This is a genomic window from Streptomyces sp. NPDC040410, assembly GCF_055595715.1.
The window spans coordinates 47,726-61,391 of record NZ_JBVIVK010000026.1 but is presented as its reverse complement, the minus strand read 5'-3'; the positions used below and the strand labels follow the sequence as shown (position 1 = coordinate 61,391).

At 69.9% G+C, this 13,666-nt stretch carries 10 protein-coding genes and 1 pseudogene; 4 read left to right on the top strand and 7 right to left on the bottom strand.

What is annotated here, in order from left to right:
• Window positions 1–223: 223 nt before the first annotated feature.
• The 3 genes from ACZ562_RS33770 to ACZ562_RS33760 all read right to left on the bottom strand — a co-directional run bounded on the left by ACZ562_RS33770 (window position 224) and on the right by ACZ562_RS33760 (window position 3,829).
• Window positions 224–1,093 carry a slipin family protein gene (locus ACZ562_RS33770; RefSeq protein ID WP_471187255.1) on the bottom strand — a complete coding sequence of 290 codons (870 nt, stop codon included), beginning with the start codon at window positions 1,091–1,093 and terminating at the stop codon, window positions 224–226.
• A 204-nt stretch (window positions 1,094–1,297) separates the two neighbouring features.
• A complete protein-coding gene (locus ACZ562_RS33765) occupies window positions 1,298–2,200 on the bottom strand; it encodes a S1 family peptidase (protein WP_471187252.1) in 903 nt (300 codons plus the stop codon).
• A gap of 459 nt (window positions 2,201–2,659) precedes the next feature.
• On the bottom strand, window positions 2,660–3,829 hold the full coding sequence (locus ACZ562_RS33760; protein WP_471187249.1) for a DUF5685 family protein: 1,170 nt from the start codon (window positions 3,827–3,829) through the stop codon (window positions 2,660–2,662).
• Window positions 3,830–4,130: 301 nt separating this feature from the next.
• On the opposite strand from ACZ562_RS33760, the gene ACZ562_RS33755 reads away from it, so the two are divergent.
• Window positions 4,131–4,568, top strand: coding sequence for a cell division protein SepF (locus ACZ562_RS33755; protein WP_471187246.1), 438 nt, complete (start codon window positions 4,131–4,133; stop codon window positions 4,566–4,568).
• A gap of 45 nt (window positions 4,569–4,613) precedes the next feature.
• On the opposite strand, the gene ACZ562_RS33750 is transcribed toward ACZ562_RS33755, so the two are convergent.
• Window positions 4,614–5,804, bottom strand: coding sequence for an acyl-CoA dehydrogenase family protein (locus tag ACZ562_RS33750; RefSeq protein WP_471187244.1), 1,191 nt, complete (start codon window positions 5,802–5,804; stop codon window positions 4,614–4,616).
• Between the two features lie 147 nt (window positions 5,805–5,951).
• Window positions 5,952–7,550 carry an MFS transporter gene (locus ACZ562_RS33745; RefSeq protein WP_471187241.1) on the bottom strand — a complete coding sequence of 533 codons (1,599 nt, stop codon included), beginning with the start codon at window positions 7,548–7,550 and terminating at the stop codon, window positions 5,952–5,954.
• A gap of 260 nt (window positions 7,551–7,810) precedes the next feature.
• Here ACZ562_RS33745 and ACZ562_RS33740 point away from each other — a divergent pair, with 260 nt between their 5' ends.
• Window positions 7,811–9,001, top strand: a complete 1,191-nt coding sequence (locus ACZ562_RS33740; protein ID WP_471187238.1) for a hypothetical protein — start codon at window positions 7,811–7,813, stop codon at window positions 8,999–9,001.
• Between the two features lie 238 nt (window positions 9,002–9,239).
• Window positions 9,240–10,250 carry a phosphatase PAP2 family protein gene (locus tag ACZ562_RS33735; RefSeq protein ID WP_471187235.1) on the top strand — a complete coding sequence of 337 codons (1,011 nt, stop codon included), beginning with the start codon at window positions 9,240–9,242 and terminating at the stop codon, window positions 10,248–10,250.
• Window positions 10,251–10,351: 101 nt separating this feature from the next.
• On the opposite strand, the gene ACZ562_RS33730 is transcribed toward ACZ562_RS33735, so the two are convergent.
• The gene (locus tag ACZ562_RS33730) at window positions 10,352–10,567 is read right to left on the bottom strand and encodes an I78 family peptidase inhibitor (RefSeq protein ID WP_471187232.1); all 216 of its coding nucleotides are present in this window, start codon (window positions 10,565–10,567) and stop codon (window positions 10,352–10,354) included.
• Between the two features lie 431 nt (window positions 10,568–10,998).
• On the opposite strand from ACZ562_RS33730, the pseudogene ctaD reads away from it, so the two are divergent.
• A pseudogene (gene ctaD / locus ACZ562_RS33725) lies at window positions 10,999–12,681 on the top strand (aa3-type cytochrome oxidase subunit I); the annotation flags it as partial.
• Here the strand turns inward: ctaD and ACZ562_RS33720 are convergent.
• Window positions 12,569–13,609: a helix-turn-helix transcriptional regulator gene (locus tag ACZ562_RS33720; RefSeq protein ID WP_471187229.1), complete on the bottom strand. Its 1,041-nt coding sequence runs from the start codon at window positions 13,607–13,609 to the stop codon at window positions 12,569–12,571. The pseudogene ctaD and the gene ACZ562_RS33720 sit on opposite strands and share 113 nt — an antisense overlap.
• Between the last annotated feature and the right edge of the window lie 57 nt (window positions 13,610–13,666).

Below are 13,666 nucleotides of genomic sequence, written 5' to 3'. Positions count from 1 at the left end.
CCTGTGGGGGGTCGGTCCGGGAGGTTGTGGGGACCTCGTGGACCGGAAGGCTGGTTGACGAGCGCCTACTCTTCCGAACTCCAGGGGGAGCGCACAAGGTTGACTTCAGGACGCGCGTAGAACGTGGTTGCGTGCCCATCCTTGCTTGACCGTCCACGGTCATTCCAGGCGGATTCGCACTGCAAACACTACGTGCGGGTAACCCTTCACCAGCCTGTGAGGTCTACTCCTGTCCTGAATTCGCCGCTTGCTCATCGGAATTCACCCGGGGCGCGGCAGACGGAAGTTGCTCCTGCGCCGGTTGCTGCGGCACTGACGGCATCCGCGGAACCGGCTGCTGCGCCTTCTCCAGGAACCGCAGCAGCTCCACCGGGAAGGGCAGCACCAGCGTCGAGTTCTTCTCGGCGGCGACCGCCACCACCGTCTGCAGCAGCCGCAGTTGCAGCGCGGCGGGCTGTTCGGACATCTGTGCTGCGGCCTCGGCGAGCTTCTTCGACGCCTGGAGTTCGGCGTCCGCGTTGATGACCCGGGCGCGCCGCTCGCGGTCCGCCTCCGCCTGCCGGGCCATGGAGCGCTTCATGGTCTCGGGCAGGGACACGTCCTTGATCTCGACCCGGTCGATGGTGACACCCCACTCCACGGCCGGACTGTCGATCATCAGCTCCAGGCCCTGGTTGAGCTTCTCGCGGTTGGACAGCAGATCGTCCAGTTCGCTCTTGCCGATGATCGAACGCAGGGACGTCTGCGCCATCTGCGAGACCGCGAACCGGTAGTCCTCGACCCTGACGACCGCCTCGGCCGGCGAGGTCACCTTGAAGTAGACGACGGCGTCGACGCGCACCGTGACGTTGTCCCGGGTGATGCCCTCCTGGGCCGGCACCGGCATCGTCACGATCTGCATGTTGACCTTGCGGAGCTGGTCCACGACCGGAACGATCATAGTGAACCCCGGCCCGCGCACCTGGGACCGGAGCCTGCCGAGCCGGAACACCACTCCGCGTTCGTACTGTTTGACGACCCGCGCCGCCGCCATCACGTACACGACTCCGGCGGACGCGAGCGTCACTCCCGCCGCCACCAGCTCCTCCACCATGCCGGCCCCCAGGGTCCGAAGTGGGTGTATCACAGGGGAGTACTGCCTGTACGTCGACGGTAACTCCGGCACACGGACAAGGGCGAGCCCCCGCACGACAGTTGCGTACGGGGGCTCGCCCACCTGCTGGCCGCAGGTCAGGTCGTGCGGGTGCCGGCGGCGCGGCCTGGCCTGGTAGACGCCGACGCCGTAGGCGTTCGCTGTCTAGTAGACGCTGACGCCGTAGGCGTTCAGTGCCTCCACGACGGGCTGGAAGAAGGTCGTGCCGCCGGAGCTGCAGTTGCCGCTGCCGCCGGAGGTCAGGCCGTAGGCGATGCCGCTGTTGGAGTACAGCGGGCCGCCGGAGTCGCCGGGCTCGGCACAGACCGTGGTCTGGATCATGCCGTAGACGATGTCACCGCCACCGTAGTTGACGGTCGCGTTCAGGGCGGTGACCCGGCCGCTGTGGGTGCCGGTCGTGGAGCCGCGTCGGTAGACGGTGGTGCCCACGCTCGGAGTGGCCGCGCTGGTGATGTCGACGCTGCCGACGGTGCCCGACTTGGTCACCGAGCTGTTGGTGTACCGGACGATCCCGTAGTCGTTCGTCGGGAAGCTGGAGCCCGCCGTGGTGCCGAGCGTCGTGGTGCGCCCCGAGTTCGACCACCAGGTGCCCGCACCGTCGGTGCAGTGACCTGCGGTCAGGAAGTAGTAGGTGCTGCCGCTGCGGACGTTGAAGCCCAGCGAGCAGCGCCAGCTACTCGCATAGATGGCGTCGCCGCCGGAGATCAGCTTGTTGAACTTGCCCGGGGTCCGCTTGATCGTGAGCGCGTCGGCGTTGGCGCCCGCCTGCTCCTTGATCTTCGCGATCTCGGCCTTGGAGACCGTGCTGTCGACGGTGACGACCACACGGTTGGTCGTGCTGTCGACCGCCCACGCGGTGCCCGGGACGTCGGCCTTGAGCACCGAGCCGCCGGCGCTCTTGAGCTGGGTGGCCCTGAACGTGGTGGCGTCGGACGCGCTCGCGTTGGGGATCGCGATCGCTGCGGCGGCCACGAGGCCGGTGGATACGGCGATCAGCCGGGTCCGTCTCGTGATGCCGCCGCGGGGAATGGTGCGCTTGATCCTCACTTTTCGTTCCTCCACATGGGAAGTCGGGGGCCCTCGTGGGGTTGGGCCCGTGAGGCGCAGCCAGTGACCGGTCGCCCGGATTCCGAACACGCCGTGCCCCTGGCAAGCGCTGTGGGGGAGTATTCGGTCGAACGGCCGGTAGGCGCAAGGGCACCTTTCGGCCGTCAACCTTTGAACCGTCAATGGGAATTGCCCGCTCCGGCCGAGTCTCAGGACGGGTTGCGCTCCCCAAGTCGCCCGTCCGGACAGTCCTCCAGCCAGTGCGTGCCCGTCAGGGCGAGCGGTCCGTGGAGGGGGGTCGCCGTCACCGACTCGACGCGGTGCTCGTGCCACTGCTTCCACTCGCAGGAAGCGTCCGAGCACCCCTGCTCTCGGGAGACCGCACCATGCGTACGGCCACGCGTGGCTCATAACAAGCCTTTTGTCCCCTTCGCCCCTTACCCCGATCGCCTCGGCGGCTCAGCAGTCACAGCCGCAGTCACATCCGTCGCAGCAGTTCCCGCAGCAGTCACAGCAGTTGCAGCAGTCGCTGCACCCGCTGCAGTCGCACTGCTGGCAGAGACCTTCCTTGCGCTCCCGGCTCCACGGATCCTCGTACTCGCAGCAGCACAACTGGCACGTACAGGCGAGCCCCGCCCACACGAGGCACCCCGCGAGGAGACCGCGCCGGTCACGGCGGGGCGGTTCCGGGGGCAGCGGCGGGCCGCCGGGCCCGGACGGGGCGTACGGGTTGCCCGGCTGCGGCCCGTAGGCCTCGGGGCGGTGCGAGCACGAGGCTGTACCGAAGGCCCGGTCCACCGAGTTCCGCAGCTCGTGCGCAAGCAGCAGATGCGCCAGCTTGCCGTCGGTGAACTCCACCTCGCGCAGAGCAAGCCGTATCCCGTGCAGCGCGTCGTCCGCGAGCCGCCGGGCCTCGGTGAGCGGGGTACCGGTCGCCGTGAGCGGGTTCCACGCACCCGACGCGGCGTCAGCTTCCCGGTCCTCGACGGCGTCCAGGAGGTGCGCGAGCCGTCCGAAGAGGCGGCCGGCCTCGGCGAGCGGCCCTGCGTTGCCCGGCCGCCCCGCCAGGACCGCGGTGTGCGCGAAGGCCGCGGCGGTTGCGGTCTCGGTAGGCTCGGTGACGGTCAGGATCGGCGTCCCGGGGCCGGCCAGAGCCTCGATGCCGGACTGCCGGTCCACGGCGTCGACGAGGACGGCCGTGTCGAACCCGACGTCCAGACCGGTCCGCTCGCCCGCCTTCCCCCAGTTCGCGGCGACTCGGCGCGCGGCGAACGCCACCGGCTTCCGGGCCACCAGCCCGTCCCCGTCGGCGACATGGTCGCGCACCTTGGCGGAGGCGAGCACGAGCGAGACGGCGGCCGCGAGCCGCGCACCCTCACCCTGAGCGACGGACGCGGTGCGCATTCCGCGCAGCGGGCAGGGCCCGGCCGTACGCCGCCCTCCGCCTTCCTTTTCCGCCTGAGCCTCCGTCAGAACGGATATGAGCAGCCCGTCATAGTTGGTCACTACACGGGCGAACTGCCCGTGATCACCGCGCAGCGCGAGGCACAGCCCGCACAAATGCGCCATCCACTGGGCCTTGAGGCTCTCTCCGAGCCGGTGACGACAGGGCCTGACGATTCCGAACAAGACGATCCCCCGTGGTGCGTACGGTGTCGAACTGCACTGAGCTGCCGCATCGTACCGACCGCGCCGGTTCACCCGTACGCTCCGACCGTCACCCGTACGCCGAGAAGAATCATATTTCACTCACAGTCAGCAGCCGTTTGAGGCACGACCCTTGGGACACACGGACTCTCGACGAATTCGTTGTGCACCAGTACCGTCACAAACCCCCCGCGCGGCGTCTATCCACTTGGCGCGCCGTCCGCATCATGGATGACCATAGGGATGCGGAAAGCAAGAAAGACCGCTGTGAGAGGAGGCGTCCATGGGATCGGTACGCAAGGCAAGTGCCTGGCTTGGCCTCGTTGACGACAACGATGACGAGCGTTACTACGACGACGACTACTCCGAAGGGACCGAGCCCGGGGAGGCCTGGGTCACCGATCCGCGGGTCAAGGTGGCCTCGGACGTCGCCGAGGAGAAGGGCCGCAGGATCGGCACGGTCACCCCGGACAGCTTCCGGGACGCGCGCGCCATCGGCGAGATGTTCCGGGAGGGGGTTCCCGTCATCATGAACCTCACCGCCATGGAGCCCGCCGACGCCAAGCGCGTGGTGGACTTCGCGGCCGGGCTGATCTTCGGGCTGCGCGGTTCGATCGACCGTGTGTCCAACCGTGTGTTCCTGCTGACCCCGGCCGACACGGAGATCGTCAACGGGGACCCGGCGCCGCACCGGACGGACGGTTTCTTCAACCAGAGCTGAGGCAGGGCCGCTCGCCGGCCCTGCCTCCCGCGGGGTTGACTCGGATCACCGGAAGGCGTCGAGTCCGGTGAGCGCCTTGCCCAGCACGAGCTGGTGCATCTCGACGGTGCCCTCGTAGGTGAGCACCGACTCGAGGTTCGTCGCGTGCCGCATCACGGGGTATTCGAGCGAGATCCCGTTGGCACCGAGGATGGTCCGGGCCGTACGGCAGATGTCGATGGCCTCTCGTACGTTGTTGAGCTTGCCGAAGCTGACCTGCTCGGGACGCAGGCGGCCGGCGTCCATGCGGCGCCCCAGGTGGTGAGCGAGCAGGATCCCCTTGTGCAGTTCGAGGGCCATGTCGGCGAGTTTGGCCTGGGTGAGCTGGAAGCCGCCGATGGGCCGCCCGAACTGCTCCCGTGACTTCGCGTAGTCGACGGCGGCCTCGAAACAGGAACGCGCCGCCCCCATGGCTCCCCAGACGATGCCGTAGCGGGCGTGGGTGAGACAGCTGAGCGGGCCCTTGAGCCCGACGACGCCGGGCAGTACGGCATCGGCGGGCAGCCTGACGTCGTCGAGGACGAGCTCGCTGGTGACGGAGGCGCGCAGCGACCACTTGTGCTTGATCTCGGGCGCGGAGAACCCGGCGCTGTCGGTGGGCACCACGAACCCGCGGATCCCGTCGTCGCTCTGCGCCCAGACGACGGCCACGCCGGCGACGGACCCGTTGGTGATCCACATCTTGCGCCCGTTGAGGACCCAGTCGCCCCCGTCGCGCTTGGCGTACGTGCGCATGGCGGCGGGGTCGGAGCCGTGGTCGGGCTCGGTCAGCCCGAAGCATCCGATGACGTCACCGGTGGCCATGCGCGGCAGCCAGTGCTGTTTCTGCTCTGCGGAGCCGAACCGGTGGATGGCGTACATGGCGAGGGAGCCCTGCACGGAGACGAGGGAGCGGATCCCGGAGTCGGCGGCCTCGAGTTCCAGGCACGCAAGCCCGTACTGCACGGCGCTGGCTCCGGCGCACCCGTAGCCGCTGAGCGACATCCCGAGCGCACCGACGGCACCCAGCTCTCGGGCGAGTTCGCGAATGCCGGGCAGCTCGCCCTTCTCGTACCAGTCGGCGACGTAGGGCAGCACACGGTCCGCGGCCCAGGCCCGCACGGTGCCACGGATCGCGAGATCCTCCGGTTCCAGCAGCTCGTCGATGCCGAGCGGGTCGGCGGGGTCGAACGGGGGCAGTTTCGATGACGCGGACATGAAAACCCTCCGACACACGGAAAACTAGCACCGCTAGTTACGATTTCGAGCCGACGTTACCGCAGCCGTCAACAGCGCCGCACTCCCACAGGAAACGCCCACCCGTCAGCGCACCGCAAACGGCTGGTGCGTGGGTGGGAGAAACCGTCAAGCGGAGACGCGGGACTCCGCGACCTTCCTGGGCGCAGGAAGCTCCACCTCCGCCGAAGGCGCCTCGCACTGCATGAACCGCGGCAACCGCAGCGCCATCACCGCCCCCAGCAGCAACAACCCCGCGCTCACCAGCAGGGTCACATGCAGGCCGTGCACAAAACTGTCCCGCGCCGCCCGCCGCAGGGCCACCCCCGCCGACCCCCCGAGCCCTCCGGCAACCTCGTACGCCTCGCCCAGCGAGTGCCCCGCCGCCGTCGACGCCGACGCCGGAACCCCTGGCACGGACGTCAGCCCGGGCGCGTACGCCGCGTTCATCACACTCCCGAGGAGCGCGATCCCGATGCCCGCCCCCAGCTGGTACGAGGTCTCCCCGACCGCCGCCGCCCCGCCCGCCTGCTCCGGCGGAGCCTCGCTCAGCATCGACTCGTACGCGCCGAACAGCGTGGTCTCCAGCCCGAAGCCCAGCAGCACGAACCCGAACAGCAGCAGCCCGGCGTTGTCCTCGCCGCCCATCGCCGTGAGCAGCACGACCGCCGCCGCCGTCAGACAGAACCCGAAGGACACCATCCGCCGAGGCCCGAACCGCCGCAGCATCCGTGCCCCGGCCAGCCCCGACGCCATCGCCGCGACCGTCAGGGGCAGCAGCCGCAGCCCCGTCTCCAGCGGCGACAGCCCGAGCACGAGCTGCAGATACTGCGCCGCGATCAGCTCGAGCCCGACCAGCGCCAGCATCGCCAGCACTATGCATCCGACGGAGGTGCTGAACGCCGGCCGCGCGAACATCCGCAGGTCCACCAGCGGATGCGTACGACGCCGCTGCCGCCGTACGAAGAAGACCAGCAGCACCGCACCCACCACGAGCGGCACCATCGTGAAGCCGCCCGGCTCCCCGCCTCCGAGCCGCTTCACGCCCAGCACCACGCCGAACAGCCCGGCCGCCGCCAGCAGCGCGCCGACCACGTCCCAGGGGCCGTCGCCCCTGCCCCGCGACTCGGGCAGCAGCAGCCGCCCCACGGGCAGGCTGATCAGCATCAGCGGGATGTTGATCAGGAACACCGAGCCCCACCAGAAGTGCTCGAGCAGGAAACCGCCGAGCAGGGGTCCCACCGCCGCGCCCACCGCGGCCACCGCGCTCCAGATACCGATGGCGAGCGCCCGCTCACGCCGGTCCGGGAAGACCTGGCGGAGGATCGACAGCGTCGCCGGCATGATCATCGCGCCGCCGACGCCGAGCAGCGCCCGCGCCAGGATCAGCACGTGGGCGTCGTCGGCGAGGGCCGCCATCCCCGATGCGACGCCGAACAGGGCGTATCCGAGGAGCAGGACCCGTCTGCGGCCGACCCGGTCGCCGAGCGTGCCGAAGAGGATCAGCAGCGAGGCGCAGACGAGCGGATAGATGTCGACGATCCAGAGCAGTTCTATCGCGCCGGGCTTGAGGTCCTCGGTGACGGCGGGCACCGCCACGTGCAGCACGGTCGCGTCGAGGGCGACGAGAAGAAGGCTGGCACAGAGCACCACGAGGACGACCCAGCGGTTGGCACCGGCCCCGGCCGCCCGACGGCGCAGCGCAACGGCCGTGGTCGTCCCGGACATGTACGTACCTCCCAGATTTTCCCTCGCGTTCGGCGGGCTCACGGGTGGGGACTCCCCGTGACTCGGCCGGAGAGGAGCGGTGGTCTCCGGCCCGCGCAGCGATGGCGAGTGACACGCCAGGTTACGCGAGTTCGTGGCGCTGCCCAGTGTCAGACCTCTCAGAGGTGGACCCAGCCCGTGTGACGTGCGCCACTCCCCCTCCCCTGTGGGCACGCCCCCGGCGGGCCGCCCGGTTCCCTACGCCGTCGATAATCGAGCGCGTGACCGATCTTGAGACGCGCGCGGCTTCGCCCGGCGCCACGGCCCTGCGCCGCGCGGCACCGGCCCTCCTCGGGTACGCGGCCGTACGCGCCCTCGGCCTGCTCGCCCTGGCCCTGTGGAGCACGGCGCGCGACAAGAGCCCGTACACCCTGCTGACGGCCCGTTGGGACGCGCTCTGGTACACCCGGGTCGCCGAACTCGGCTACGGCTACGAGGTGCGCCTGCCGAACGGCGACGTGCACTCGAACCTGGCCTTCTTCCCGCTGCTGCCCTGGCTGGAGCGGCTGCTGGCGGCCGTGACCCCGCTGTCGTACGCCGACGCGGGCTTCGTCGTCGCGCTGCTCGCCTCGCTCGCCGCGGCCTGGGGGATCTTCGCGGTCGCGGACCACGTGTACGGGAGCCGGGCGGGGGTCTGCGCCGTGCTGCTGTGGGCCGTCCTGCCCGTCGGGATCGTGCAGTCGATGGCGTACAGCGAGTCGCTGTTCACCGCGCTCGCCGCCTGGTCGCTGTACGCGGTCCTGACCGGACGCTGGCTGACGGCGGGCACGCTGGCCCTGCTCGCGGGCCTGACCCGCCCGGTGGGGCTCGCCGTCGTCGCGGCGGTGTGGACCGCCGGCATTGCCTCGTTCGTGCGGGAGCGAGGCAAGGCGCGAGCGGACGGCGCGCAGAACGCACCGCGCGCCCCTGCAGGCGGCGCCCGGCGCGCCCTCGGTCTGCTCCTCGCGCCCCTGGGCGCCGCCGCGTACGTCCTGTGGGTCGGCCACCGCACCGGCAAGGGCCCGCTCGGCTACCTCGATGTCCAGGCGGGCTGGCGCAACGGATTCGACGGCGGCTACGCGTTCGCCCGCTTCGTCGCCGACAGGTTCGCGTCGTTTCCGTCGGCCCTGGCGGGCGTGGGGCTGATCGTCGGGGTCGGTCTGGTGGTCTGGCTGTATGCCGTCTGCGTACGGCAGCGCCAGCCGCTCCCGCTCCTGGTGTACGCGGGTGTCGTCACCGCGCTCGCCCTGTGCGCGTCGAGCTACTTCGGCTCGAAGCCGCGCCTGCTGCTGCCCGCCTTTCCGCTGCTGCTGCCCCTCGCACTGGGCCTCGCCCGGCTGCGTACGCCCAGGTCGGCACTGGTGGTGGGCACCGTCGCCGTCGTCTCGGCCGTGTACGGGGCGTTCTGGCTGAACGGCTCCGGTCCCCCGTGATCGACTCCGGGCCGTGCGTGAGCGCCCGGAGAATTCCGCCCCATGATTCGGTGAACGAATTATTAAGCCCCATAAAACCTCGACGCAGGATGATCAAAGGAATTGAAGGGTCCCCCCGGCGGGGATTGCGGAATCCGTGGGAATAGGCCTCTCTCTGAGAGGAATCCCACATCACATCGTCATCACAAAGCCGCGCAATCGCCCGGGAGCCGAGCTCACTCGCTGTAACGTCGATTGGGTGCGTACCGATTGCAACCTCACCCGTCTGGACCGGGTGTTCGCCCGGCTGGACCGTGAGCCGGAGCGACCGGCCCACATCGATGTGCCGAAGATGAGCCGGCACCGGGTCGTGCTGCTGTCCGCGACCCTGGCCTTCTACCTGGCGATCGTGTGGGCCGTGTTGATCACCTCGTGGCTGGTCCGCCTCGACTGGCAGGTCATGTTCTTCCGGCCGTACCAACAGTGGTCGGAGATCCACTGGTTCGTCGACTACTACGTCGTCCTCGGCCAGCGCGGCCCGACCGCGGTGATGATCGCGGCCTGGCTGGGCTGGCGTTCCTGGCGGCAGCACACCCTGCGCCCGCTGCTGGCCCTCGCGACGTCGCTGCTGCTGCTGAACATCACCGTCGGCGCCGCCAAGCTCGGCATGGGCCGTCTGGGACCGCACTACGCGACCGCCATCGGCTCCAACGAGATGGGCCTGGGCGGCGATATATTTCCCAGCGGCCACACCGCCAACGCCGTTGTGACCTGGGGCATCCTGGCCTATCTGGCCTCCACTCCAAGAGCCCGCCGCTGGCTGTCCGCGGTGTCCGCGGTGACCTCGCTCGGCGTCGGGATGGCCACCGTCTACCTCGGTACGCACTGGCTGAGCGACGTCATCCTCGGCTGGGTCGCCGGCCTGCTGATCCTGCTCGCGCTCCCGTGGTTCGAGCCACTGATCGCCCGCGCCGAGACCGGCATCTTCGACCTGCGCGACCGCCGGCGCGCCCGCCGCGCCGGCCCGGCACCGGCCCTCCCCGTCGAGGCGCCCGTACTCGTCACGCCGACCGCGACGCCTCAGGAAGACACCGCGACGCCCGAGCCGGTCGCCATGGCCCACTCACCACGGATGCCCGTCCACCGGACCCCGGCACCGCACGCGGCCCGGTCGGAGCGCACCCCGGTCACCCCGGTCGGCAGCCGCCGCCCGCCGCACCCGGAACGTGTCACGCGCGGCACGACGGCCCGCCCCCTGACGGGCGGCTGACACACCACCAGGCGGCGAGGCCGACACGCACGACGCCCTCCCCGCAACGACGACGGCCCCGGTTCCTCATCGAGGAGCCGGGGCCGTCGTCCGTCCTGCGGTCAGCCCTTCCAGGCCCGTGCCACGCGGCCGTCCTTCACCTCGAAGTTCAGCCGCCCCGCCCGGTACTCCATGGTGATGATCGCGCCCGGCGGCAGCGAGCGCACCGTCGACCACCCACGCTCTCGGGCGAGCCGCTCGGCACGGTCGGCGTCTAGGCCGAGATACGTCTCCGGGCTGTCGTGGGGTTCGGCCGGCGGTTTCGGAATCGGTGCCATGCGGCCACGCTAGGGCCTGCCCCGCGGCCGGGGAACCCCGGGCCCGCCGCCGCGTCACTCTTCCCCCTCCTGTCACGCTTCTGTCACAGGATCACGACACGCGTTCCACTCGAACCGAGTCACACGTTCGGGCGGTTCCGTAGCCCTTCCGCAGGTATTCGAACCGAATTCCCGCGTGTCGCGACGGCTTCCCGAATAGCCCGGCGGAAAGTTCCGGGAGAACCCGGCCCGGCCCCCTTTTTTTCCTCCGATTCCGCGCCGGCCCGTTTAGGCCGACACACCAGAGGAAACACACGGTTCCAGCACAAAACACCCGTACGCCCCCTGTTGGAGCGCGCGGTGGCGTGAGCATCATGGCGTGAGCTCGCGGGCAGGCGCGGCGCGGGCTCGAGCGGACCCGGGACGCGAACGAGCGAAGGGGCGAGCGAGCGATGGGGACCCAGACCGTGCGGGCGACGGCACAGCCCTTGCGCACCAAGCGGCACGGCCGGCTGGTCGTCGACTGGCTGACCACCACCGACCACAAGAAGATCGGTCACCTCTACCTGATCACGTCGTTCGCTTTCTTCCTGATCGGCGGTGTGATGGCGCTGCTGATGCGCGCCGAGCTCGCCCGCCCCGGACTGCAGATCATCGACAACCAGCAGTTCAACCAGTTGTTCACGCTGCACGGCACGATCATGCTGCTGCTCTTCGCGACCCCGAGCTTCGCCGGCTTCGCCAACGAACTGATGCCCCTGCAGATCGGCGCCCCCGACGTCGCCTTCCCCCGGCTGAACATGCTGTCGTACTGGCTGTTCCTCTTCGGCGGCCTGATCGTGCTCGGCTCGCTCCTGGTGCCGTCCGGACCCGCCGCCTTCGGCTGGTTCGCCTATGCGCCGCTCAACAGCGCGGAACGTTCGCCCGGTGTCGGCCCCGATCTGTGGATCATGGGGCTCGCGCTGGCCGGCTTCGGCACGATCCTCGGTGCGGTCAACTTCATCACCACCATCATCGGCATGCGAGCGCCCGGCATGACGATGTTCCGGATGCCGATCTTCGTGTGGAACACGCTGTTCACATCGATCCTGATCCTGATGGCGTTCCCGGTGCTCGCGGCGGCCCTGCTGGTCCTGGAGGCGGACCGGCGGTTCGGCTCGCAGGTCTTCGACGCGGCCAACGGCGGGGCGCTGCTGTGGCAGCACCTGTTCTGGTTCTTCGGGCATCCCGAGGTCTACATCATCGCGCTGCCGTTCTTCGGCATCATCACGGAGATCATCCCGGTCTTCAGCCGCAAGCCGATCTTCGGCTATCTCACCCTGGTCGCCGCGACCATGGCGATCACCGGCCTGTCGGTGGTCGTGTGGGCGCACCACATGTTCGCCACCGGCGCGGTCCTGCTGCCGTTCTTCTCCTTCATGAGCTTCCTGATCGCGGTGCCGACGGGGGTGAAGTTCTTCAACTGGACCGGGACCATGCTCAAGGGCTCGCTGTCGTTCGAGACGCCGATGCTGTGGGCGGTCGGCTTCCTGGTGTCGTTCCTGTTCGGCGGCCTGACCGGGGTGATCCTGGCCTCGCCGCCGATGGACTTCCACGTCACGGACTCGTATTTCGTCGTGGCGCACTTCCACTACGTCGTCTTCGGCACCGTCGTCTTCGCGACCTTCGCCGGCTTCTACTTCTGGTGGCCGAAGTTCACCGGGAAGATGCTCGACGAACGGCTCGGCAAGATCCAGTTCTGGACGCTGTTCGTCGGCTTCCACACCACGTTCCTGGTGCAGCACTGGCTGGGGGCGGAGGGCATGCCGCGCCGGTACGCCGACTATCTCGCCGCGGACGGCTTCACCGCGCTCAACACCATCTCCACGATCGGCGCGTTCCTGCTCGGCATCTCCACGCTGCCGTTCCTCTACAACGTCTGGAAGACCGCCAAGTACGGCAAGAAGGTCGAGGTCGACGACCCCTGGGGCTTCGGCCGCTCACTGGAGTGGGCGACCTCGTGCCCGCCGCCGCGGCACAACTTCACCGCGCTGCCGCGGATCCGTTCCGAGGCCCCGGCCTTCGACCTGCACCATCCGGAGTACGCGGCGCAGATTCCCCAGCCCGAGCCAAAGAGCGAGCAAGCCGGTCCCGAGCGGTCCTGATCGCCTCGGTCAGCTCGGCCGGCTCCAGCACCTCGAACTCGAAGCCCATCATCATCACGTGGATCACCATCACGTCGAGGCTCGCGGCCCCGGTGCGCAGGACACAGGCGTCCGGCCCGTCGGTCTCCAGCGTCCCGGCCGAGGGCGAGATCCGCTCGGCGGCCTCCTCCAGGGGCACCAGCAGCCGGATGACGGCGTGCGAGGGGTACGCGCGCGTGGAGACCCCTTTGGAGACGTACGCGGCGAGGTCGTCGGCGGGCGGCGTGCGCGGGACGAAGCGCGGGCCGTGCGGCGGCTTCGGCCTGATGCGGTCCACGCGGAACGTACGCCAGTCGGCGCGGTCGAGGTCCCACGCGACCAGGTACCAGCGGCGCTCGGTGCACACCAGGCGGTGCGGTTCGACGGTGCGGCGGGTGGGGGCGCCACCGTGGTCGTGGTACTCGAAGCGCAGCCGCTCCGCGTCCCGGCACAGGCTGGCGAGCTCGGTCAGCACGGCCGGGTCGACGGCGGAGGGCCGGGGGCCGCGCAGCATCGGCACGGTGAAGGCGTTGAGGGTGCCCACCCGGCGGCGCAGCCGGTCGGGCAGGACCTGCTCCAGCTTGGCGAGGGCCCGTACGGAGCTCTCGCCGATGCCCTCGATGCCCTGCCCGGCAGCAGTGCGCAGCCCGACGGCCACGGCCACCGCCTCGTCGTCGTCCAGGAGGAGCGGGGGCAGCTCGGCGCCCGCGCCCAGCTGGTAGCCGCCGCCGGTGCCGGGGCTGGCGTTGACGGGGTAGCCCAGCTCGCGCAGCCGGTCCACGTCCCGGCGCACCGTGCGCGGGGTGACGCCGAGGCGTTCGGCCAGGTCGGCACCGGACCATTCGCGGTGGGCCTGGAGCAGCGAGAGCAGACGCAGCAGTCGTGCCGAGGTCTCCAACATGGGTCCGAGTCTGCCAGCGATCGCGGACAGCTGCTGTCCGCATGGTCGGAGTCGACC

What these genes read in the sequence shown, in the direction of transcription:
- ACZ562_RS33770 (WP_471187255.1), bottom strand. Translation starts at nt 1,093, where the DNA reads ATGGTGGAGGAGCTGGTGGCGGCGGGAGTGACGCTCGCGTCCGCCGGA.
- ACZ562_RS33720 (WP_471187229.1), bottom strand. Translation starts at nt 13,609, where the DNA reads ATGTTGGAGACCTCGGCACGACTGCTGCGTCTGCTCTCGCTGCTCCAG.
- ACZ562_RS33755 (WP_471187246.1), top strand. Translation starts at nt 4,131, where the DNA reads ATGGGATCGGTACGCAAGGCAAGTGCCTGGCTTGGCCTCGTTGACGAC.
- ACZ562_RS33750 (WP_471187244.1), bottom strand. Translation starts at nt 5,804, where the DNA reads ATGTCCGCGTCATCGAAACTGCCCCCGTTCGACCCCGCCGACCCGCTC.
- ACZ562_RS33730 (WP_471187232.1), bottom strand. Translation starts at nt 10,567, where the DNA reads ATGGCACCGATTCCGAAACCGCCGGCCGAACCCCACGACAGCCCGGAG.
- ACZ562_RS33745 (WP_471187241.1), bottom strand. Translation starts at nt 7,550, where the DNA reads ATGTCCGGGACGACCACGGCCGTTGCGCTGCGCCGTCGGGCGGCCGGG.